Below are 21,797 nucleotides of genomic sequence, written 5' to 3' on the forward strand. Positions count from 1 at the left end.
TCAGAGATTGATATCGATGCTGGATGCCAGTTTTACAGCCTTCTCTCCAAATCTGTTCCGGATGCGGTCCATCGCCTGATAAAGTTTATACTGTTCTTCCGAAGCGTCATACAGACTGATTTGTTCATTTCCGCTTACCAGTTGCGAAAGTTTAACCCCAACCAGGCGAATCAGCATACGCCGGTTGTATAAGGTGTCAAAAAGCTCTTTTGCCTTGCTGATCAGGAAGGAATCCAGTGAGGTATACGGGATTCTTGCCTGCCGGGTATGGGTTTCGAAATTGGAGTATCGGATGGTTACGGTGATACAGGCAGCCAGTTTTTGCTGTGATCTGAGCTGAAAGCAGAGATCCATAACCATGGAACTGAGCAGTTGTTTGATCTTCCGGGTATCAATGCTGTCGTTCTCGAAAGTGCTTTGTGTTCCAATCGATTTTTGCTCACGGTAAGGCAGTACCGGCGAATTGTCGATTCCCCGGGCTTTTTGCCAGAGACTGGTACCATTATTTCCCAATGCCCTGAATAATTGTTCCTGCGAAATCTGAGCCAGTGTATAGATATACCGCACCCCCATTTCGCTCAGCCTGATATAAGTTGCCTGCCCCAGGCCGGGAATCTTTTTAATGGATAGCGGGTTTAGAAAAGGCTGAACCTCATCTTTCGAAACCTGCCGCTCTCCGTTCGGCTTGCACTCATTGGTGGCGATCTTTGAAACTGTTTTGTTGACCGACAGACCGAAGGAAAGAGGAAGCCCGGTCTCCTTCATTACAAATAGCCGCAGTTCATGGGCAAATTTCATGCAGCCATAAAAGCGATCCATTCCGGTCATATCGATGTAGTGCTCATCAATAGAAGCTTTTTCAAGCAGAGGAACCCGCTCTTGCAGAATGTCGGTTACTATATGCGAATACTTGCTGTATTCATCCATATTTCCGCGGATAAAGATCGCATGCGGACAAAGCTGCCGGGCCATCCGCGAAGGCATAGCAGAGTGGATTCCGAATTTCCGCGCCTCATAACTGCAGGATGCCACCACCCCGCGATCGGAACTACCTCCGATAATCACCGGTTTCCCAATCAGGGAAGAGTTCTTCAGGAGCTCTACGGATACAAAAAATGCATCCTGATCAATATGAATAATGTGCGTGTCTTTTGACATAATTTATTAGCAGGGGGGACAAATTTATGCTAAAAATTTTAGTAAAATGAAAAATAGTGTGATATTTCGTCGATGAGATGATTTGTCTATTTGTCGATGGGGGCAAATTAGAGAATTAGCAAATTAGCGAATGAGCAAATGGGACTTCGGCCTTTAATCGACCGTCATCGACGAGCGAAAATGATTTTCAATTTATATGAATTTTTTCGCGAGGAGAGATCTGTTGCATAGTGATTAGGGAATTAGCAAATGAATTTGTCGATGAGTTGATTTGTCAGTTGAAAGTTGAGTATGGAGTACATTTCTCTATATTCTCCATTCTCCACTCTCCACTCTCCATTATAATCTCCCAATAAAACTTATTACTTACAATTCATCTTATGACGTTTAAATTACATGTTTAAACATCTAATATTTTATCTTTGTTGGATAAACCAGATAAACTAAACAATATAAAATATGGAAGCAGCAGTAAAAACTAATTGGATTATCGATCCAACGCACTCAGAAGTGCATTTCAAGGTAAAACATCTTGTAATTTCGACAGTTACAGGTACATTCAAATCTTTTGCAGGCAGTATGGAATCAGAAAATGAGGATTTTCAGGATGCAGCAATTGAATTTATATTGGATGTAGACAGTATTGATACCAATCAGGAACAACGTGATGGGCATCTTAAATCAGCTGATTTTTTTGATGCAGCGCAATTCCCAAAAATCTCATTCAAATCAACTTCATTTAAAAAAGTTGGTGATGATTATGAGTTAGCTGGTGACCTGACTGTTAAAAATGTAAGCAAACCGGTAAAATTAAACGTAGAGTTTGGTGGAACAGCTACTGATTTCTATGGTAATGATAAAGCAGGTTTTGAAGTTTCAGGCAAGATCAGCCGTAAAGAGTTTGGATTAACCTGGGATGGTATTACAGAAGCTGGAGCGATTGTTGTTGGTGATGAAATCAAGCTGCAGATTAACGTACAATTTGCAAAACAAGCTTAATTAGAATTAAGAGTAGAGAATGGAAATGAAATTAATTTTCAAATTCCAATTTCTACTCTCAATCGGTTAAATTCAAATCCTTTCCAAATAATCCATATTATACTTCATACTTTCTATAGGATTCTTTGCATACTCTTCCTGCTCAATAAAAAGATATTTTAAGCCCGATTCTCCCTGATGCTGCAGGATCTTTGCGATATCCAATCCCCCTTTACCAAATTCTGTACTTTCTTTTTTCTGAAGATTCATGTCTTTCAGATGCCATAACGGGAAGCGGCCCTTATATCTCTTAAAATAATCAAAAGGATCATTTCCACTAGCAACTACCCATCCCAGATCGAGTTCCATGTGTACCAGTTTCGGATCTGTATTATCCAAAAGCAAATCAAAGAGAATCTGCCCGTCGACTTTTTCAAACTCATAGTCATGATTATGGTATCCAAATTTCAGGCCTGTTTTGCGGCATTCCTCCCCATTACGGTTAAACATGTCCGCTACTCTCCTGTAATTATCGATTGTTTGTCCTGAGCTTGGCATACTTGAACAAATAATATATTCCTGCCCAGATTCAGCAGCTTCTTCCATGGTTTGCTGCCACTTCGCATCTACAGCAACGTGTCCGCTACGCAGAGTCATTCCCAGATCTTTACAGGCTTGTTTCATTTCCTTTGCGCTGAGGCCATAATAATTGCCTTTAGCGCTTCTGGCAGATTCTATCTGTTTAATCCCCAGATCGGCAAGTTTTTTTAACGTGCCGCGCGCATCCGCAAGCATTTCAGTACGCACAGTATATAATTGTATTCCCGGGTTTTTAATTTTTGCCCTGGCTGAAACAAAAGAAGGAAGGATCATTGATCCGATAGCTACCGTTCCAGCGGTTTTTAAGAAATTACGGCGTGTTTTCATATGATGTTATTTCGGAATTCAAATTAGGAAATTTGATGGGGATTTGGTAAATTTTTATTGCTTAATCTTTTATAACTTAACACCATATACCGATCTATGCAATTCATTCTACTTAAGCCCAAACAATCCATTAACAAAGCCTATCTGAAAGAAAAGGTGAGCCGATCTGCGATAGATCTGTTCAAAAGGAATTTTTCAGTCTTTCTTAATCATACCAACTCAAATAAAAACGATGAGGAGCACTTAAAATCGCAGCTTATGTTTTTTCTGAGGGATACCTGGTTTAAGGATGTCCACCATATTAATCCGATCGGGAAGAACGACATGGTTATTCATACCGGTAAATCAACAAGCGATCCGGCCGGAGTAATTGTTGAGGTGAAGAGCATTACCAACAAAGTCGAAATGCTTTCTGCAGACAAGCCTAATGCCAAAGCGCTGCATGAGCTGGTACTTTATTACCTTCGGGAACGAATTGATAATAACAATAATGAGATCAAATTCCTGGTTGCCACTAATATTGACGATTGGTTTATTTTTGATGCCAACGAGTTTGATAAAAAGATATTTCGCAATGCCGCCATTAAGAAACTTTACGAATTAAAGAAAACCGATAATAAAGATAATCCCTTCTTTTACGAAGAGCTCCGAAAACTGCTTGACAACCAGCCGGACATGCTGATTGAAACCACCAACTTTCAGATCCGTGAATTTGAAAATATTGTTTCAAACGCCGATACCAAAGACGATAACAAACTCATCGCTATTTACAAACTGCTTTCGCCAGCACACTTGTTAAAGCTTTCGTTTGCCAACGATAGTAATTCTCTGCAACCAAAATTTTATACCGAATTGTTGCATTTTATTGGACTTACCGAAATTAAGGAAGGCAGCAAAAAACTGATCCAGCGTAAGAAAGAAGGAACGAGAGATGCCGGATCTTTATTAGAAAGCGCGATCATTCAACTGGATAGTCACGATAAGCTTTCGCGAATCGATAAACCCTCACAATACGGAGAAACTAAAGAAGAACGCTTGTATACCGTTGCCCTGGAATTGGTGATCACCTGGGTAAACCGTATCCTGTTTCTCAAACTGCTGGAAGCCCAGTTGCTCAGTTATCATAAAGGCGACAGAGCCTATACTTTTTTAAACCGGGAAAAGATCAAGGATTTTGATGATCTGGATAAACTTTTCTTCCGAGTTCTGGCTAAACTCCCGGAAGAGCGAACCGAAGACATACAAAAGTTATTTGGGCAGGTTCCATATCTTAACTCTTCTCTATTTGAGCCTACAGAACTGGAACATCAAACCCTGTTTATTAACGGACTGGAAGATTATGTGCAGCTCCCTATAATTGCCTCTACAGTACTTAAAGATAATAACGGCAAAATTCTAAAAGGTTCACTGGTAACACTTGATTATCTATTCAGTTTCCTGGATGCATATGATTTCAGCAGTGAAGGAGCTGAAGATATCCAGGAAGATAATAAAACGCTGATCAATGCCTCCGTTCTCGGACTGATCTTCGAAAAGATAAATGGTTACAAGGATGGATCTTTCTTTACACCCGGCTTTATTACCATGTACATGTGCCGCGAAACCATCAGAAGGGCGGTGGTGCAGAAATTTAACGAAGTTAAGGGATGGGATTGCAAAGAACTGACCGACCTCTACAATAAAATAGAAGATAGTAAAGAAGCGAATTCCATCATTAACGGTTTAAAGATCTGTGATCCTGCTGTAGGCTCCGGGCACTTCCTGGTTTCTGCTTTAAACGAGATCATTGCCATTAAAGCCGACCTCAATATATTATTGGACAGGGAAGGCCGGCGCTTAAAAGAATACCAGGTAGAGGTGGTTAATGATGAACTTTCCATTACAGATGAAGAAGGAACTCCTTTTTCCTATAACATCAACAGCAAAGAAAGCCAGCGTTTCCAGGAAGCCTTGTTTCATGAGAAGCAAACCATCATTGAAAATTGTCTGTTCGGCGTAGACATTAACCCGAACTCAGTAAAAATATGCCGCTTAAGATTGTGGATAGAGTTGCTGAAGAATGCGTATTACAAGACTCACCCAACCCTCTCCCAAGGAGAGGGGCCGGGGGTGAGGCACCTTGAAACCCTCCCCAACATCGACATCAACATCAAAACTGGCAATTCACTAATTAGCCGTTTCGCCCTGGATGCGGATCTTAAAAAGGCTTTGAAGAAAAGCAAATTCGGACCTGGTGGAATAGACAGCTACCGCTTTGCGGTGAAGACCTACCAGAACGCCCGGAATAAGGAAGAAAAACGAGAGATGGAGCAGCTCATTCGGGCTATTAAAAGTGATTTCCGGACAGAGATTGCTAATTATGACCCGCGGAAGATCCGCCGTGCAAAGCTTTTGGCAGACCGGTATCTTCTGACAGGTAAAGATAAGGGTGGCTTTGGGATGATGCTTTTTGAAGATACGGCGGATTATTCGAGTAAAAACGCGAAACTAATAAAAGAAAGGGCTGAAAAATTATTGAATGAGGTAGCTAAGATAGATGCCAGTCTGGAAGAGGATGAGAAAAATATAATTTATGAAAATGCTTTTGAATGGAGATTTGAATTTCCGCAGGTGCTGAATGATGAGGGAGATTTTGTTGGCTTTGATGTGGTGATTGGGAATCCACCATATATACCATTGGAATCATTTTCAGAAATCGAAAGGCGGGCTTTTAAAACTAAATATGTACAGTTTGAAAGAAAGTATGAGACATCAGTAATGTTTATTGTTGAAGGGTTTGACATCTTAAACCGAACAGGTATTTTATCTTACATTGCGCCTATAACTTGGCAAACTGGCGAGAATTATTCTAAGTTTAGACAGTACATATTTAAAGAAAAGGGGTTAGATAAAGTTATTAATTTACCTTTTGATACATTTGAGGATGCCTTCGTTGAAACAGCAATTTATATCTTTTCTAATATTCAAAATGAAAGATATTCTATCTATGTATTTGAGAAAAGTGATAAATCAAAAGACCTTTCTGATCTCCAATTTTCTAATATACCTACATCATCAGTACAAGAGCCCGATTTCAAATTATTATTAGATGCTTCCGTAGGAGATTTAATGGCAAGATTTAATAATGATCGATTTATAAATCTTGGAGAAATTTCCAAATCCACGCAAGGTTTATCAAGCAGTAACTTCTTGCCAATTACAGATACTAATCGTCAAAATCTTTATCCGTTCCTTTCAAAAGGTAACGTGCAAAACTACGTTTTGCACGTCGAAGAAACCTTTTTAACCGATCTCGACAGCAAGCCAACTTTGAAACCTTACTATGAGGCAGTTCCAAAAATATTGATAAGAAGAATAATAAATAGACAAGATAGATTAAGCGTTGGATATTGTGATTTAAAAATGGTTTTTAAGAAGGACATAAACCCATTTATAATAATTGATAATTCTTTTAATACAAAGTATATTTTGGGAATATTGGCTAGTAAGTTTATCTCTCATTTATATTTAAGGTTATCCTCAATAGCATCAAAAGATGATTTTAGACAAACTACTTTAACCGAATTAAGGAAATTATCAATACCTGTAGTTTCTAAGGAATTCCAAGATAAAATAGCTTCAATCGCAGATAATATTTTGAATAGGAAAAAAGATAATTTTTCTAATGATACTTCATCATTAGAAAAAGAAATAGACCGACTTGTATACCAGCTATATGGTTTAACAGAGGAAGAGATAAAGATTGTGGAGGGGGAAGGATGAGTCAACTATTTGTATCATTAACTTTAGTAATTTCTATAATTACAGTAATCCTTGCTTATTGTAATTATAGATTGAACCGTATTCTAAATATTAAAAACCAGCTTTATAATGAGAAATTAAAGCTTTACAGGAAAATATCTAAAAAAATTGCCGAGTTAATATTTTTTATTGATAAGCGCGAAGATGTGCTTGCAAAACATTTAAAAGGTAATGATCAAAGTAACAACCTTTTATTAATTGCCGAGAAAATTGACAGCGATGTTAGGGGAATTGAAATTTTAATGATAGAAGCTCATATGTTAGCCCCCTTAACTATATTAAGTTTAATGCAAGAGTTTACAGATTGTGTATATATTAGTTACCCTGAAATGCATAGAAAAGACGTTTTTGAAGAATATATTGAAGCGACAAATAAATTACGAAATCAGGGTGAAAATCTGATTGAATTTTTTCGGGAAGATTTGAGAGTTGCGAAATTGAATAAGTCAATTTTTTAAATTCAGATAATCGTAAATAATTTTCCCTATCGATACTATTAGAGCAAGGATTGATAAGAAAATTGGAACCCAAAAGTATTTATATATTCTTTTAGCATTTCTGAAATCAATTGATTCCTTTTCGTCTTTAATTTTATCTTTAATAGCCTGATTTTTATTCAAATAGTTTATATATTTTTCTATACCTCCATATTCTAAAACATATAATCCATTTGAAGTTATATCAATCCATGAACTCTTACTTGCAGACCTATAACTTATGAGATTATATAAATCCAATATCCTTATGGCTTCTTGACCTTCCTTCGTTGATCCTATGTTAGACAAAGTTCCCCCTTTTTCTTTTATGTCATTGAGAAACTCATCTATAATACTATAGGCCAATGCTTTAAATTTTTCGTATTCAATCATAATATTTCAAACCTACAAAACTATTTTCACATGTATTTGTCAGTGCTACTGCAATAATTTCTCTAAAAGGACTCTTTGGCTCTCACTGCCGCAACATTAAGAACAGGTTTATCGCCCGATTAACTTCTAACTCTTCTCCCAGAACCCCAAAAAATATTTTATTTTTAATTTGGACATGCTAATATATTTAGTATTTTTATATGTCTTATTTATAATTTTTAAAGGCGGAACTTAGACATATCTAAACTGAAATGAAGCAGGATCACATAGCCCAATTATTTAAGCAGTTTGAAAATATCTGTTATCTCTTTAAGGGTATTGAATGCTGGAGTGCAAGAGAGCTGCAGTTATTGCTTGGCTATTCGAAATGGGATAATTTCTTAAAAGTAATTGACAAGGCGAAAGTAGCAGCAGAAAGTGCGGAAATACAGGTGTCCGATCATTTTGCCGATATCGGGAAAATGATCGATTTGGCTAAAGGTGCAAAAAGGGAAATTGATGATCTGGCTCTTACAAGATATGCCTGCTACCTGATAGCACAAAACGGCGATTCTTCAAAACCAGAAATTGCTTTTGCTCAAACTTATTTTGCGGTTCAAACCCGTAAACAGGAAATTATAGAACAGCGACTGCTTGATGTTGCCAGAGTATCGGCAAGAGAAAAACTAAGCAAATCAGAAAAGAAATTATCAGGTATAATTTATGAAAGGGGAGTGGACGAGAGAGGATTTGCACTTATTCGTTCTCAGGGTGACAAAGCATTGTTCGGCGGTTTTTCTACCCAAGATATGAAACGCAAACTGACAATCCCCGGCAGCAGGCCTTTAGCAGATTTTTTACCAACACTAACCATTAAAGCAAAAGATTTTGCAACGGAGCTAACAAGTCATAATGTGGTAGAAAAAGATTTAAAAGGTGAGCCCTCTATTTCAAATGAACACATAGAGAATAATAAAGCCGTAAGAAAAATGCTCTTGGAAAGAGGTGTAAAGCCGGAAGCATTGCCGCCTTCTGAGGATGTGAAAAAGCTGCAGCGTAAACTGAACAGCGACGTCAGGCAAATTGAAACTGAAGCAAAAACAAAAAGAAGTGAATGAACACTCCCGTCATCCATTTAACCGAACAGGAAGCCGCCCTTATTTTTGGCAGTCCCGATGACTGGGATCCTGTACCCATCTTAAATTACTGGTGTACTAAGTTTGATGATGAAAACCATGAAATCCTGGATCAGGAGTTAAAGCTACTGCTGCTGGTATGTAAAACTTATATGAGGTATCAATCAAAGGATGTAAAGTATCTGGTAATGGGCCTTGTCAGGCGTTATCTTAAAGTTATATATTCAAATAATAAAAAAACTCTCCCGCTTGAAAATCTTAAGTTCTTAGAGATAGTGATCTTCCGCTTTCGGAATTTTAAAAACTTATCAAAGTTTAAAAAGTATTTTCTTGATGAGGAATTTCTGGATAAGATCAGATATGGCCTCTTTAAAAATGGAGTCTATCCTGATTACCAGGGTAATTTGTTTAATTGAAAAGTCACGCAAGGCATGCAATCTTCTAACAATGGCTTTTGTTTCAATAATGGAAAGAGTTTTCAAATGAGGAATTAAATCAGGCGATAGAGAGTCTATCCCTTCATAACACTCCAGAAGAATGGACTCATTTAAATCTGGTAATCTAAAATATTTTTTTACTTCTTCAAAAACTCCAGATTCCAAATTTTTTCTGCTTTTCGTCCGATGAGCCAGAAAGAAAGTGCCATGATTCCAAAAAATATGGTTTTATCGGTAATATCCCATAGATATTCAAAGTATCGGCTATAGAGGTTGATTAGCAGGAAACTAATCCCGAATTCTCGTGCGATGTGATCCCTGAAGCGAATACCATAAATTGTAAAGCCTAGAGAAAACAGTAAGGAAATTATGCTCCAGTAAAACAGTTCAATTTGTCTTATCTGTAACCAGTCCTCCAGACTTCCGAAGTTACCAAATATTGATAACAGCCATAGGGAAACGAAGAGGTAAAGGAGTCCGATGATATAGGTGAGTTCCCTGAATAAATTCAGCATACTAAAGCGAAGCATCAGGAAGCTGAATAGCACCAGTGAAATTCCAAACAATACAAAACGCAGGGGATAGTTCATCCCGAGAAAATAAAAACTCCAATCGGTTTGATATCCCGTTTCAGTACCAAACCAGCTCCCCAAAGAAACCAGAGCGAATGCCCATATCAGGCGGGAACTGAACTTCCAGGCCAATGCGGCATAAACTAATACAGATAAAAGAAATAAAATTGAAAAGTGTCCCTTGCCATTATCAAAGGTTTTTCCAAGAAAAGCAATTGAACTTGCCGTTAATAAAATACCAAAAAAGATGATGGATTCATTACTGAAAACGCGCTCCGGGTATTTCTTCTTTCGCTTATTGCCTTCAAGAAATAGCAGTGAAGCGAGGATAGCAGAAATGATGCTGATAATGATATCAGGAGTATCGTATAGTTTCTCGAGCCATTTGAGCACTGCATCATCAATAATAAGGGAGCCAATTGCAACCATTCCACTGGCAAGAGCAACCCAAAAGGAATACTGAGCCATACGTCGCCAGTCGAATCCTTTGACTTCATAGGAAGATTGTAATTTTTGAGAAGTTTCTTTGTCAACTAAACCGTCGGCCTCCCATGTGAGTATGGTCTTCCCAAGAAATTCAGCTTCCTGTTTATCAAGATTTAATTTCGCCAAAACAATTTTTTGACAAGATAAATTATTATTCTGGTCGCAGAAGTATTTTTCGGGCTGCTTTCTCGTCCTTTTTCAGTTGTTCTTTGAGATCTTCGAGCGAATTGAATTTCTCATCTCCACGCAGGTAAGCCAAAAAGTTAACACGAATAGTCTGTCCATAGATATCCTCATCGAAATCAAAGATGTTTACTTCGATATTGCGGCTCATGCCATTTATGGTTGGCCGGTGACCGATATAAGCCATACCCATCGCTGTTTTTCGATTTGCTTCGGCAGTATTGAGCTCAATACTCACCGCATAAATACCATCCGAAGGGATAAGTTTGTAGTTTTCTTCAATAAATAAATTTGCAGTCGGAAATCCGAGAACGCGCCCTAACTGATCGCCTTTGATCACTTTTCCGTTCAGTTGAAAGGCATAACCAAGAAAATCACTCGCAGTTTTAGCGTCCCCGCTTAAAATAGCATTTCTGATTTTGGTTGAACTTACCGCAACATCATTGATGTCCTGCTCAGGAATTTCTTCAACATCAAAACCAAAGTCAGAAGCAAAGGATTGAAGCTCTTTCAGGCCTCCCTTGCGATCCTTACCAAAGCGGTGGTCATAGCCAATAATAATATGGCGGGTTCCAATCTTCCCGACCAGTATTTCTTCGATATATTCCTGAGGTGTCAGGTTTGAAAAATCCCGGGTAAAAGGAGTGATGATCAGGTGGTCTATTCCCAGAGCTGCAAGCTTTTCAGCTTTTTCATCCATTGTACTGATTAGTTTAATATTCAGATCATCCGGATGAAGGATCATCCTTGGATGCGGGAAAAAAGTCAGAATTACTGTTTCCCCTTCACTCTTTTTTGCAACTTCCAGTAAACTGCTGATGATCTTCTGATGCCCGATATGCACCCCGTCAAAAGTGCCGATAGTTACTACGGCATTATGAATCTGTTTGAATTCGTCAATGTGATTGTAAATCTTCATTTTTCGGGAGAGAGGGCAAAACTAATAATAAATATTATTTTATTTGGCCTGTTCTTTTAGCTGCCTGATATGATTTACCAGTTCCATTACTTCAAAAGCATTTTCGACATCATAATCTCCGCTTTTGGTACGGCGAAGTGATTTTAAGTGAGCAGCATTATTCAGGGATCTCCCAAAATCATGCACCAGCGAACGGATATAGGTTCCTTTACTGCAAATCACCCTGAAATCGACCTCAGGTAACTCAATCCTGGTAATCTCAAATAGGCTGATACTGACTTTTCGTGTTTTTAATTCTACAGTTTCTCCTCTCCGGGCCTTCATATAAAGTCGTTCACCGTCTACCTTGACTGCCGAATGTGCAGGAGGGTATTGATCAAGTTCTCCGGTAAATTGCATGGTATTTGCCCTGATCTTCTTTTCGTTAAGCTGGCTGATATCGAAAGTCTCGTCGATCTCTGTTTCAAGGTCATAAGAAGGAGTGTTTGCACCAAGTATCATTGTGCCGGTATATTCCTTTTGCTGTGCTTGAAATTCGTCAATTTTCTTGGTCAGCTTACCCGTACAAATGATCAGTAATCCGGTTGCAAGCGGATCCAGTGTGCCTGCATGGCCTACTTTTAACTTTAAGGGTTTAAATGAATTGCGAATCTTGCCTACAACATCAAAACTGGTCCATTTATAGGGCTTGTTGATGAGCAACAATTCACCTTCTGCAAAATTGAAGTCCGGGAAAGTTTTGTTTGTTGTTTCGCTCATCAGATCACTTGAAGATCATAGCCAGAAAGAAGCAGAATCAAAATAATACCACCCACAATAATGCGGTACCAACCGAAGATCCTGAATCCATTGGTTTGCAGGAAAGTTATGAAATACCGGATAGCCAGCATGGCTACTATAAAAGCAACGATATTACCGATAAGCAAAAAGTTTACCTGTTCCTTGCTGATCACAAAACCATCCTGATAGAAATCAAACAGCTTCTTTGCTGTTGCACCAAACATAGTTGGTACTGCCAGAAAGAATGAAAACTCGGCAGCAGCTTTCCGGGATAATTTCTGAGACATTCCACCTACTATTGTTGAAGCAGATCTTGAAACTCCGGGAATCATAGAAATACATTGAAATAATCCGATCTTAAATGCTGTGCCATAACTAATATCATCTGTATTATCGATGGTACCATCCTTAAACAACTTATCTACAAAAAGCAAAATAACACCACCAATAAGCAGGGCAATAGCTACACCTAGTGGACTTTCAAGTAGCTGATCGATTTTATCACTGAGTAATAATCCGAAAAATACAGCAGGTAGAAATGCAACGAGGAGCTTAAAATAGAATCCGATAGTCTGGAAGAACCTTTTGAAGTAAAGCACAATAACCGAAAGTATGGCACCAAGCTGAATAGCAACTGTAAATAACTTAACGAAATCGTCGGACTGAATACCCATCAAAGAAGATCCAAGGATCATATGGCCCGTGGATGAAACCGGTAAAAATTCTGTCAGGCCTTCAATAACAGCCAGAAGAATTGCCTGGTATAAGGTCATTATTTTTTAAGAATTGCAATAAAACCGATGGCAAAGCCAGCCAGTACAACAATTGGGGCTAGAACGATCTTCCTGAATTCATAAATATCGGTATCTCCGATCATAAGCATGAAGCCAAATACGACGACAATGATACTGAGTAACATCAATCTGTAATTGTTCTTCCCGAACACAAAACCCTCTTGCGGGCTTTCCTTAATGGGGGTATTTTTCTGTGCCATTATCTATAAAGTTCGTAAATTTTTAAACGAAGAAACTTGCTCACTGCAAAGTAGGTGCTCAATCCTGAGATCAGAATACCAATCCCAATCACAGTCAGGAATACTATTCCAAATTCAAACCAGTTGCGCAAAATAATCATTTCTGGTACCTGCTGCTGGGCTAAATAAAGCGTAAGCAATAAGAGAATTACTGCAATAAGTCCGGCGAATAATCCGTGAAGAATTCCATAAGTAAGGAAAGGTTTACGGATAAAGTTTTGAGTTGCACCTACAAGTTGCATGCTCTTAATCAGGAACCGTTGTGAATAGATCGCTAACCGTATCGTATTATTGATCAGTGCAACGGCTATGATCAGCAGGATTGTTGCAAAGGCTAAGATTACCAGGCCAATTCCCCTGATATTCTGATTGACCATATCTATGAGCGACTTCTGATAAATAACTTCTTTGACCAGTGGATTTTTACTCAACTGGGATGTAAAGGCTTCGATGCTCGCATTATTGGCATAATCTGCCTTCATATAAAGATCTATCGACGATAATAGCGGGTTATAACCAAGGAAATCAACAAAATCTTCTCCAAGGTCTTTGGTTAAATTACGGGCAGCAAGTTCTTTGCTTACATATTGTGTTTTTAAAACATAAGGATTTGCATCCAATTGTTTCTGTAAAGCCGTAATGTCTACTTCTTTGGCACCGTCGTTTACAATAATATTGAGCACAATATTCTCTTTGACGTATATAGAAAGATTTTTCGCATGTACCAGAATCAGGCCTAATAGTCCCGTCATCAACAGAACTAGAGCAATACTGATCACAGTAGAAACATAAATAGTTTTAGTTTTTCTGGATGATGTACTTTTTTCAAATTCTTCCATGAGCGAAATGATATGTTGCGAAAATAAAGAATTCAGTTCATAAACCTAAATAATAAGCGCTTAAATGCCCTGATTTGAAGTTAAACTTTGTTAAAATTTTATAAGAAGGCCTTTATGCAAGTTAATTGAGGTTTTATAGGCAGCTTCTGGTTCAAAAAATCGGAGATTTTAGTATTTTCGCAGCTTATCAGTTTTATAATGGATTATCAATTCAGAGATATAGAGAAGAGGTGGCAAAAATTCTGGGCCGAAAATCAGACTTTTAAAGTCGATAATAGTTCTGCAAAACCAAAATATTATGTTTTGGATATGTTTCCTTACCCATCGGGTGCAGGATTACATGTAGGGCATCCGCTCGGATATATTGCCTCTGATATCTTTGCGAGATACAAGCGTTTAAAGGGCTTTAATGTTTTGCACCCAATGGGATATGATTCCTTTGGTTTACCTGCAGAGCAATATGCAATTCAAACCGGACAACATCCGGCAATTACAACCGAAACCAATATTAACCGTTATCGCGAACAGCTTGATAATTTGGGTTTTTCATTTGACTGGAGTCGTGAGGTTCGTACCAGCGACCCAGAATATTATAAATGGACCCAGTGGATCTTTATGCAGCTTTTTAATTCATGGTATAACCTAGAAAGCGATAAGGCAGAAAGCACTGATGAGCTGATCCGTAGATTTGAAAATTCAGGAACTAAAGATTTAAAAGCTGTATGTGATGACGATGTCCGCACTTTTTCTGCTGAAGAGTGGAAGGGATTGCCGGATTCTGAAAAGCAAAGCGAGTTGCTTAAATATCGTCTTACGTATCTCCGAGAAAGTACCGTTAACTGGTGCCCGGCATTAGGGACTGTTTTAGCCAATGATGAGGTGAAAGATGGTTATTCTGAACGCGGAGGATATCCTGTTGAGCAGAAGAAAATGATGCAATGGAGTATGCGTATCACTGCTTATGCTGATCGTTTGTTGCAGGGCCTGGATGGAATTGACTGGCCTGATCCTTTAAAAGAGATGCAAAGGAACTGGATTGGGAAGAGTGTGGGTGCTCTCGTAAAATTTCCATTGAACTCAGGCAACGCGATAGAAGTATTTACAACCCGCGTTGACACCATTTACGGAACAACCTTCCTCGTACTGGCGCCTGAGCACGAATACGTTACCGGATTAACAACTCCCGAACAGGAAAAGGAGATTCTTGATTATATTGATCAGACTAAAAAGAAAACTGAGCTTGATCGTATGGCCGATACAAAAACTGTATCCGGTGCATTTACGGGCAGCTATGCGAAACATCCGATAACAAATGAACCTATTCCAATCTGGATCGCTGATTATGTATTGGCAGGTTATGGAACAGGAGCTGTGATGGCGGTGCCTTCGGGGGATCAGCGCGATTGGCTGTTTGCGACTAAATTTGGATTACCGATTGTTGCAATATCTGATGGGCAGACTAATCTGGACAAGGAGGCTGATCCTACCAAAGAAGGTACATATATTAATTCAGGCATAATCAACGGACTTAATTATAAAGAAGCTACAACTACACTTATAGCTAAACTTGAAGAATTAGGTGCAGGTAAAGCTAAAGTAAATTACCGCCTTCGCGATGCGATATTTGGTCGCCAGCGTTATTGGGGAGAACCTGTACCCGTGTATTTCAAAGAAGGACTCCCTTACCTGATTGACAGGGAAGATCTTCCGCTCGTTTTACCTGAAGTTGATAAATACCTGCCAACAGAAAGTGGAGAACCTCCATTAGGAAGGGCAGAAAACTGGAAATACAAGAATGAACTTGAATATGAGCTGAGCACCATGCCAGGTTGGGCAGGTTCGAGCTGGTACTGGTACCGGTATATGGCTTCGCAGGATGATCGTAAACAGGATACATTTGCTCCGGCTGAGGCAATCGCTTACTGGAAGGATGTTGATTTATATATTGGCGGTTCAGAACATGCCACAGGGCACTTACTTTACAGCCGCTTCTGGAATAAGTTTTTGAAAGATCTTGGCCATGTGGTTGAAGAGGAGCCTTTCAAGAAGCTGATCAACCAGGGGATGATTCAGGGACGGTCTAATTTCGTTTACCGGATTATTGATGAAGAGGGGCGTGGGACGAACAAATTCGTTTCAAATGGTTTAAAATCTCAATACACAACATCAGCACTGCATGTAGATGTAAACATTGTAATGAATGAGATTCTGGATCTTGAAAAATTCAAAGCATTCAGGCCTGAGTTTGCCAATGCCGAATTTATTCTCGAAAACGGAAAGTATATCTGTGGGGTTGAGGTTGAAAAAATGTCTAAATCTAAGTTCAATGTGGTAAGCCCGGATGATATCATTGAGCGTTTTGGAGCTGATACCCTGAGAATGTATGAAATGTTCCTTGGTCCGCTGGAACAAAGTAAGCCATGGAACACAAATGGAATTGAAGGTGTTTTTAAATTCCTTCGTAAGTTCTGGAAGCTTTTTCATGATGATGAGTTTAATTTTAATGTTTCTGATGAGGAACCATCAAAGGCGGAATTCAAAGCACTTCATAAGATCATTCGCAAAGTAGAGGAAGATATAGAACGTTTTTCATTTAATACCTCTGTTTCCAGCTTCATGATCTGCGTGAATGAGCTGACTGATCTGAAATGTAATAAAAGGAAGATCCTACAGGAACTGGTGGTTGTACTCGCTCCTTATGCACCTCATATAACTGAAGAGTTATGGAGTTTGCTGGGTAATTCTGCTGGTAAATTATCAGTAGCAGCTTACCCGCAGTTCAATCCTGAATACCTGGTTGAGAATGAATTCTCTTATCCGGTTTCAGTAAATGGTAAAACCCGGATGAACCTGAATATCTCCCTAAGCCTTTCACAGGCAGAGGTTGAAGAACTTATACTTGCCAATGAAGATTTGAAAAAATATTTAGATGGCAAAACCACAAAGAAAATTATTTTCGTAAAAGGAAAAATAATTAATCTTGTTGTATAAATTTTAACATCCATGATAGAGGTGCGGCTTAAACCTACTCTGTCATGGTTTATTTATGAATACCACCTCTTTATAGCGAAATATTTCTGGCAGACTCATGCTGTGAATTTCTTTTGTATCTCAGATTTTACTTTAGCTCAACAATTCGCACATATGTTCCTGTAACATTAGGTGTACTTTCGCGACTAATTCCAAAACCAATTAAATGAAACGTTTATTTACGATACTATTATTACTTTCCGGAATCTCCGGTGTTTATGCACAGGGAATGGGTGGGGCAGCAGCTCCTGCTGTAACAGGCAGAATTTCGGGTATTATTCTTGATTCCGTTACGCGTACTCCAATTGATTATGCTACTGTTGCGTTGGGACGATCAGGATCCACAAAATCGACCAATGGTGCCTTGACAGACGAGAAAGGTGCTTTCAAAATAGAGAATATTTCTGCTGGGGTTTACCGCGTAACCATTGCTTTTCTGGGATATCAGACTAAAGTTATTGATTCAGTAAAGACTACCCTGGCTAAGCCGGATTTAAATCTGGGCCGTATTATGCTTGCTCCAAATAGAACCATGCTGAATGAAGTTGTGGTAACGGGCACGACACCGATTGTTGAAAATAAGATCGACAAGCTGGTTTATAATGCAGAACAGGATGTTGCCATAGCTGGAGGAAATGCAACCGATGTACTTCGTAAAGTGCCTTTGCTTTCAGTCGATTTTGAGGGAAATGTTTCCCTGAGAGGGAGTCAGAATGTTAGAGTTCTGATTAATGGTAAACCATCGGGTTCTATGGCCAATAATATGGCTGATGCACTGAAGGCAATTCCGGCTGATCAGATTAAGAATGTTGAGGTAATTACTTCTCCCTCTGCAAAATATGATGCAGAAGGAACCTCAGGGATTATCAATATCATCACAAAGAAGAATAATCTTGCCGGTGTAAGTGGCTCGGTAAACGGTGGGGTAGGAACAAGGCAGAACAGCGGAAATGTTAATTTGAACGCTAAAACAGGCCGTTTGGCTCTAACTGCTAATGGCGGAGGATTCTATTCATGGCCTCAAACAAGTAATATTTCATTTAACCGTACCAATACAGCAGGTACACAGATAATCAGTCAGGCAGGTCAAAGTAAAACAGACCGTTTGGCAATGAATGGTTCTATTGGTGCTGATTACGATTTCAATAGTTTCAATTCAATCAGCTCAAATGTACGGTTGAATGGATTCAGTAATAGTGCCAATGGTAGTAATCTAAACCAGAATAGTTTCAACGGGGCAATGACTAATTTCACCCGTTTGAGTGATAACCAGATGCAAATGAATGGTATTGACTGGAGCAGCGATTACCTTCACAAGTTTAAGAAGAAGGATCAGCAAATCTCTCTTGCCTATCAGTTTACAAACAGTAAACAGAATAGTGACTATACTACCGATTTTTCAAATACGATAATTGATGAATATGGCGATAATAATGCCGATAATACCGAAAATACGATTCAGTTGGACTATACCCATCCCTTCAAGAAGGTTACTTTCGAAACAGGACTGAAGGGTATTTTGAGGGATATTGTAAGTGATAATCAAACCCGCAACTTTAATTCAATTACCAGTACATTCACACCAATCTCAGCCCGTACCTATATCTATGATTACAATCAGGATGTGTACTCGGCTTATGCAACATTTGCTTTTACTTTAGCTAAGAAATTCGGGATCAGGGCAGGTGCACGTTATGAGGGAACTGAGATCAAGGGTGATGCAAGATCTGTAGGTGCTGCTGCATCTCCATTTAACAGCAGCTATTCTAATCTGGTTCCGAGTTTTGTGGTTTCAAGAACGTTCAAGAATTTTTCAACGGTTAAATTAAGTTATAACCAGCGTTTGCAAAGGCCGAGTTTGTTTTATCTGAATCCATTCCTGAATAGTGCAGATATTTTCAATCAGTCGCAGGGAAACCCGGCGCTGAAGCCTGAACTTTCACACAATGTTGAGTTTAATTATTCCATGTTTGTGAAGGCATCTGTGCTGAATGCTTCGGTTTATTATCGTCGTACCAATGATATCATTGAAAGCTTTGTGATACCTGTTTCAGTTACCGATCCGGCAACCGGAAATGCGGCTAGCGGTTCTAGAACTACTTTCAGAAACGTTGGAAGCAATAATTCGGTTGGGTTTAATTTCTTCGGACAGATAAATCCTGTAAAACCGCTGACTTTAAGAGGTAATTTCAATGTTTTTACATATGATATCAACGCCAACAGCGGATTTACTGTGACCAATACAAATACACAACTGATTTATAATGCCTTCCTGATGGGTTCTTATGTTTTTCCAAAGGGACTTACTTTCGAGACATTCCTGATTACCAATTCTCCGCGTCGTACTTCACAGGGTCAAAATCCATCATTTAATATGTGGAATCTTGGCTTGAAGAAAGAGATTATGAAGAAGAAAGGAAGTATCGGTTTGACTATCATCGATCCATTCAACGAGAATAAGAACTTCCGTCAGAAAATTTCCGGAGCAGATTTTGTTCAAAATAGTAATTTCTCAGTTCCTTTCCGCTCGTTTGGAACTAGCTTCAGCTATCGGTTTGGAAAATTGACAATGCAGGCTCCAAGAAAAAAACGTGGTGTGACGAATGATGATCTTAAGCAGGGAGAACAAAATAACGGAACTCAGTAAAAATATTCCCAAGTACTGTTTTGTTTAGGTTGACTGATTTTATCTTGTTTTAGAAAGCAGGGTTTTTGCATCTTCTGTCCCGGTTGTCCCGTGTTCTGCCCTAGTTTTTTGCAACAGAATTAATAGATATCATGAAATTCAGTATTGCAAAAAAGCTAGAGCTGCCACCCGGGTTTATTTCACATGGTAAATGGTCCTTTAGCCGTGCTGCCCGTCCCAATGAAAAACAACACCGGGTAAAATAAACCTAGCCGGAGGAGAAAGATTTTGGTCTCTGAAATTCCTCTCATTTGATGGATCGAATGCTTTTTATTGTCTGCCTTTTATAATTTGTACTTTTGAAGAAATGAGAATAATAGCTGATCATAGAATAATTTCATTATTACCGGCAGCCACAGAGATTATTTGTGCATTGGGTTTGGAAAATCAGCTTATTGGCCGTTCACATGAATGTGATTATCCTGAAAGTGCCAAGGATCTGCCAGTATGTTCTTCAGCTAAATTTCTTCCGGGTTCCGACAGTGCAGAAATAGATAGGCAGGTGAAAGAAATTCTCTCCGATTCACTCTCGATTTATACCATTGACAAAGAACTGATAAAAAGTCTGGCACCTGATATTATTATCACCCAGGCCCAATGTGAAGTTTGTGCAGTGAGTCTTAAAGATGTAGAGTTTGCGATAAATGATTTGCTTGAAAAGGGCTGTCAGGTTATTTCTCTGGAGCCTCATGGATTATCTGATATTTACCGGGATATCCGGAACCTTGCGGATCAGCTTGGTGTGGGAGCTGCAGGAACGGATTTACTTGAATTATCAGAAGAACGAATTAATATCATTCGTCATAAACTCAAATTCATCACTGAGAAACCCAAAGTGGCCTGTATAGAATGGCTTTCACCCCTGATGATCGCAGGAAACTGGACACCTGAAATCATTGAGATTGCTGGCGGTATTCCGGTGTTGGCAGAGAAAGGAAAGCATTCGGGCTATATTAGTTTTGAGGATATTCAGAAAGAGAATCCTGATATCATCATACTGATGCCTTGCGGGTTTTCGATTGAGAGAACCCTAAAAGAGATCAATCTTTTACTGGAACTGCCCGGATGGACAGAATTAAAGGCTCTTCAGCAGAATAGAGTTTATATAGCCGATGGCAATCAATATTTTAACAGATCGGGACCGAGGATAACTGATAGCATTGAGATCATGGCTGAGATCATTAACCCGAAGCAGTTTGTTTTTGGGTATGAGGGAGAGGGATGGATAAGGTTCATACAACGCTGACAGGGTTTTAAACCCTGTCAGCGTTTCTTAAACCCTGTCAGCCTTTAAAATTCAATAAATCGTTCAATCTGCTGATTGGTAAATTTCACGGTGTCTTCATTAAAAAGATTCCCGTTTTCATCAAATTCTTTCCTGATGTTAGGAATATGTATGCGTAATGGCAAGACATGCATATTGATATAATGGCAGATTCCTGTAAAATGGTCTATACCCCGAACATTACCGTATTTGCCGCTTGAGAGTCCGACAAGGGCTGCCTTTTTCCCAAAAAAACTTTCCGGAAAAGTACAGGCATCAATAAAAGTTTTTAAAATTCCGGGGAAGCTTCCATTATACTCAGGGATGATGAAAATGAATTTGCTGCTTGCAGAAATTCTTTCCTGAATACTTTGAAAGGCTTCGCTGCGTTTCCCATAAAGATCGGAGCTTATCAGGTCGCCGGGAAGATCACATAGTGAGAGTATTTCTGAGTCGAAACCTTTTTCTGACAATTGCCCGTGATAATATTCGGCGAGTTTTAGAGTATTGCTTCCCTCACGATTAGTACCAGAAATTATTGTAGTCATTTTGTGGATAAGATGTGCAAAACGAAAATCGCCCCGCGGTATAATTAGTTTTAAGTTTGTATCTTAGAATTTATTAAAAAATCCTATTTAATCAGTCAAAAGTAGTGTTTTGAACTGCTTAGAATTTATTGTTTAGACTTTTTAATATCACGTATTTGTAATTATTTTTTTA

General features: G+C 38.9%; 18 protein-coding genes. 8 read left to right on the forward strand and 10 right to left on the reverse strand.

The genetic code is table 11. The features are described from left to right. Complete coding sequence (dinB, locus tag Q8M41_RS03205; RefSeq protein WP_305363802.1) at positions 1 to 1,158, reverse strand: DNA polymerase IV; 1,158 nt, start codon at positions 1,156 to 1,158, stop codon at positions 1 to 3. 459 nt (positions 1,159 to 1,617) lie between these two features. Between dinB and Q8M41_RS03210 the strand changes: the two genes are divergently transcribed. Beyond that, positions 1,618 to 2,157, forward strand: coding sequence for a YceI family protein (locus Q8M41_RS03210; RefSeq protein WP_305363803.1), 540 nt, complete (start codon positions 1,618 to 1,620; stop codon positions 2,155 to 2,157). A 72-nt stretch (positions 2,158 to 2,229) separates the two neighbouring features. Here the strand turns inward: Q8M41_RS03210 and Q8M41_RS03215 are convergent, their stop codons facing one another. Continuing rightward, entirely contained in the window at positions 2,230 to 3,063 is an 834-nt protein-coding gene (locus tag Q8M41_RS03215; RefSeq protein WP_305363804.1) for a sugar phosphate isomerase/epimerase, read from the reverse strand. 96 nt (positions 3,064 to 3,159) lie between these two features. On the opposite strand from Q8M41_RS03215, the gene Q8M41_RS03220 reads away from it, so the two are divergent. Beyond that, a complete protein-coding gene (locus Q8M41_RS03220) occupies positions 3,160 to 6,825 on the forward strand; it encodes a TaqI-like C-terminal specificity domain-containing protein (RefSeq protein ID WP_305363805.1) in 3,666 nt (1,221 codons plus the stop codon). Continuing rightward, on the forward strand, positions 6,822 to 7,322 hold the full coding sequence (locus Q8M41_RS03225; RefSeq protein ID WP_305363806.1) for a hypothetical protein: 501 nt from the start codon (positions 6,822 to 6,824) through the stop codon (positions 7,320 to 7,322). Before Q8M41_RS03220 ends, Q8M41_RS03225 begins: the two co-directional genes overlap by 4 nt. Here Q8M41_RS03225 and Q8M41_RS03230 read toward each other — a convergent pair. Next, positions 7,311 to 7,733, reverse strand: a complete 423-nt coding sequence (locus Q8M41_RS03230) for a hypothetical protein (protein WP_305363807.1) — start codon at positions 7,731 to 7,733, stop codon at positions 7,311 to 7,313. The genes Q8M41_RS03225 and Q8M41_RS03230 overlap by 12 nt on opposite strands. A gap of 251 nt (positions 7,734 to 7,984) precedes the next feature. Between Q8M41_RS03230 and dinD the strand changes: the two genes are divergently transcribed. Together dinD and Q8M41_RS03240 are read left to right on the forward strand one after the other, a co-directional pair. After that, entirely contained in the window at positions 7,985 to 8,830 is an 846-nt protein-coding gene (gene dinD, locus Q8M41_RS03235; protein ID WP_305363808.1) for a DNA damage-inducible protein D, read from the forward strand. Next, the gene (locus tag Q8M41_RS03240; protein WP_305363809.1) at positions 8,827 to 9,264 is read left to right on the forward strand and encodes a hypothetical protein; all 438 of its coding nucleotides are present in this window, start codon (positions 8,827 to 8,829) and stop codon (positions 9,262 to 9,264) included. The genes dinD and Q8M41_RS03240 overlap by 4 nt, the downstream gene beginning before the upstream one ends. Before the next feature lie 158 nt (positions 9,265 to 9,422). Here Q8M41_RS03240 and Q8M41_RS03245 read toward each other — a convergent pair whose 3' ends face one another. Genes Q8M41_RS03245 through Q8M41_RS03270 form a run of 6 tightly spaced genes read right to left on the reverse strand, consistent with a single transcriptional unit; the run spans position 9,423 to position 14,097 of the window. After that, positions 9,423 to 10,469 (reverse strand): DUF2157 domain-containing protein, encoded by a 1,047-nt coding sequence (locus Q8M41_RS03245; RefSeq protein ID WP_305363810.1) that lies wholly within the window; start codon positions 10,467 to 10,469, stop codon positions 9,423 to 9,425. A gap of 25 nt (positions 10,470 to 10,494) precedes the next feature. Next, entirely contained in the window at positions 10,495 to 11,445 is a 951-nt protein-coding gene (locus Q8M41_RS03250) for a bifunctional riboflavin kinase/FAD synthetase (RefSeq protein WP_305363811.1), read from the reverse strand. Positions 11,446 to 11,484: 39 nt separating this feature from the next. Continuing rightward, positions 11,485 to 12,204 carry a tRNA pseudouridine(55) synthase TruB gene (gene truB, locus Q8M41_RS03255; protein WP_305363812.1) on the reverse strand — a complete coding sequence of 240 codons (720 nt, stop codon included), beginning with the start codon at positions 12,202 to 12,204 and terminating at the stop codon, positions 11,485 to 11,487. Beyond that, positions 12,204 to 12,998 (reverse strand): undecaprenyl-diphosphate phosphatase, encoded by a 795-nt coding sequence (locus Q8M41_RS03260; RefSeq protein ID WP_305363813.1) that lies wholly within the window; start codon positions 12,996 to 12,998, stop codon positions 12,204 to 12,206. The genes truB and Q8M41_RS03260 overlap by 1 nt, the downstream gene beginning before the upstream one ends. Further along, positions 12,998 to 13,219 carry a DUF3098 domain-containing protein gene (locus tag Q8M41_RS03265; protein ID WP_305363814.1) on the reverse strand — a complete coding sequence of 74 codons (222 nt, stop codon included), beginning with the start codon at positions 13,217 to 13,219 and terminating at the stop codon, positions 12,998 to 13,000. The genes Q8M41_RS03260 and Q8M41_RS03265 overlap by 1 nt, the downstream gene beginning before the upstream one ends. Continuing rightward, positions 13,219 to 14,097 carry an ABC transporter permease gene (locus Q8M41_RS03270; RefSeq protein WP_305363815.1) on the reverse strand — a complete coding sequence of 293 codons (879 nt, stop codon included), beginning with the start codon at positions 14,095 to 14,097 and terminating at the stop codon, positions 13,219 to 13,221. Before Q8M41_RS03270 ends, Q8M41_RS03265 begins: the two co-directional genes overlap by 1 nt. Before the next feature lie 198 nt (positions 14,098 to 14,295). On the opposite strand from Q8M41_RS03270, the gene leuS reads away from it, so the two are divergent. From leuS to Q8M41_RS03285, 3 genes are all read left to right on the forward strand, one after another. Beyond that, positions 14,296 to 17,088, forward strand: coding sequence for a leucine--tRNA ligase (gene leuS, locus Q8M41_RS03275; protein WP_305363816.1), 2,793 nt, complete (start codon positions 14,296 to 14,298; stop codon positions 17,086 to 17,088). Positions 17,089 to 17,293: 205 nt separating this feature from the next. Then, on the forward strand, positions 17,294 to 19,774 hold the full coding sequence (locus Q8M41_RS03280; RefSeq protein ID WP_305363817.1) for a TonB-dependent receptor domain-containing protein: 2,481 nt from the start codon (positions 17,294 to 17,296) through the stop codon (positions 19,772 to 19,774). A 346-nt stretch (positions 19,775 to 20,120) separates the two neighbouring features. Then, positions 20,121 to 21,059, forward strand: a complete 939-nt coding sequence (locus tag Q8M41_RS03285; RefSeq protein WP_305363818.1) for a cobalamin-binding protein — start codon at positions 20,121 to 20,123, stop codon at positions 21,057 to 21,059. Between the two features lie 44 nt (positions 21,060 to 21,103). Here the strand turns inward: Q8M41_RS03285 and Q8M41_RS03290 are convergent, their stop codons facing one another. Continuing rightward, entirely contained in the window at positions 21,104 to 21,625 is a 522-nt protein-coding gene (locus tag Q8M41_RS03290) for an NADPH-dependent FMN reductase (RefSeq protein WP_305363819.1), read from the reverse strand. Positions 21,626 to 21,797: the final 172 nt, after the last annotated feature.

The organism is Daejeonella sp. (genome assembly GCF_030684675.1).
Taxonomy (GTDB): domain Bacteria; phylum Bacteroidota; class Bacteroidia; order Sphingobacteriales; family Sphingobacteriaceae; genus Daejeonella.

What these genes read in the sequence shown, in the direction of transcription:
- dinB (WP_305363802.1), bottom strand. Translation starts at nt 1,158, where the DNA reads ATGTCAAAAGACACGCACATTATTCATATTGATCAGGATGCATTTTTT.
- Q8M41_RS03210 (WP_305363803.1), top strand. Translation starts at nt 1,618, where the DNA reads ATGGAAGCAGCAGTAAAAACTAATTGGATTATCGATCCAACGCACTCA.
- Q8M41_RS03215 (WP_305363804.1), bottom strand. Translation starts at nt 3,063, where the DNA reads ATGAAAACACGCCGTAATTTCTTAAAAACCGCTGGAACGGTAGCTATC.
- Q8M41_RS03220 (WP_305363805.1), top strand. Translation starts at nt 3,160, where the DNA reads ATGCAATTCATTCTACTTAAGCCCAAACAATCCATTAACAAAGCCTAT.
- Q8M41_RS03225 (WP_305363806.1), top strand. Translation starts at nt 6,822, where the DNA reads ATGAGTCAACTATTTGTATCATTAACTTTAGTAATTTCTATAATTACA.
- Q8M41_RS03230 (WP_305363807.1), bottom strand. Translation starts at nt 7,733, where the DNA reads ATGATTGAATACGAAAAATTTAAAGCATTGGCCTATAGTATTATAGAT.
- dinD (WP_305363808.1), top strand. Translation starts at nt 7,985, where the DNA reads ATGAAGCAGGATCACATAGCCCAATTATTTAAGCAGTTTGAAAATATC.
- Q8M41_RS03240 (WP_305363809.1), top strand. Translation starts at nt 8,827, where the DNA reads ATGAACACTCCCGTCATCCATTTAACCGAACAGGAAGCCGCCCTTATT.
- Q8M41_RS03250 (WP_305363811.1), bottom strand. Translation starts at nt 11,445, where the DNA reads ATGAAGATTTACAATCACATTGACGAATTCAAACAGATTCATAATGCC.
- truB (WP_305363812.1), bottom strand. Translation starts at nt 12,204, where the DNA reads ATGAGCGAAACAACAAACAAAACTTTCCCGGACTTCAATTTTGCAGAA.
- Q8M41_RS03260 (WP_305363813.1), bottom strand. Translation starts at nt 12,998, where the DNA reads ATGACCTTATACCAGGCAATTCTTCTGGCTGTTATTGAAGGCCTGACA.
- Q8M41_RS03265 (WP_305363814.1), bottom strand. Translation starts at nt 13,219, where the DNA reads ATGGCACAGAAAAATACCCCCATTAAGGAAAGCCCGCAAGAGGGTTTT.
- Q8M41_RS03270 (WP_305363815.1), bottom strand. Translation starts at nt 14,097, where the DNA reads ATGGAAGAATTTGAAAAAAGTACATCATCCAGAAAAACTAAAACTATT.
- leuS (WP_305363816.1), top strand. Translation starts at nt 14,296, where the DNA reads ATGGATTATCAATTCAGAGATATAGAGAAGAGGTGGCAAAAATTCTGG.
- Q8M41_RS03280 (WP_305363817.1), top strand. Translation starts at nt 17,294, where the DNA reads ATGAAACGTTTATTTACGATACTATTATTACTTTCCGGAATCTCCGGT.
- Q8M41_RS03285 (WP_305363818.1), top strand. Translation starts at nt 20,121, where the DNA reads ATGAGAATAATAGCTGATCATAGAATAATTTCATTATTACCGGCAGCC.
- Q8M41_RS03290 (WP_305363819.1), bottom strand. Translation starts at nt 21,625, where the DNA reads ATGACTACAATAATTTCTGGTACTAATCGTGAGGGAAGCAATACTCTA.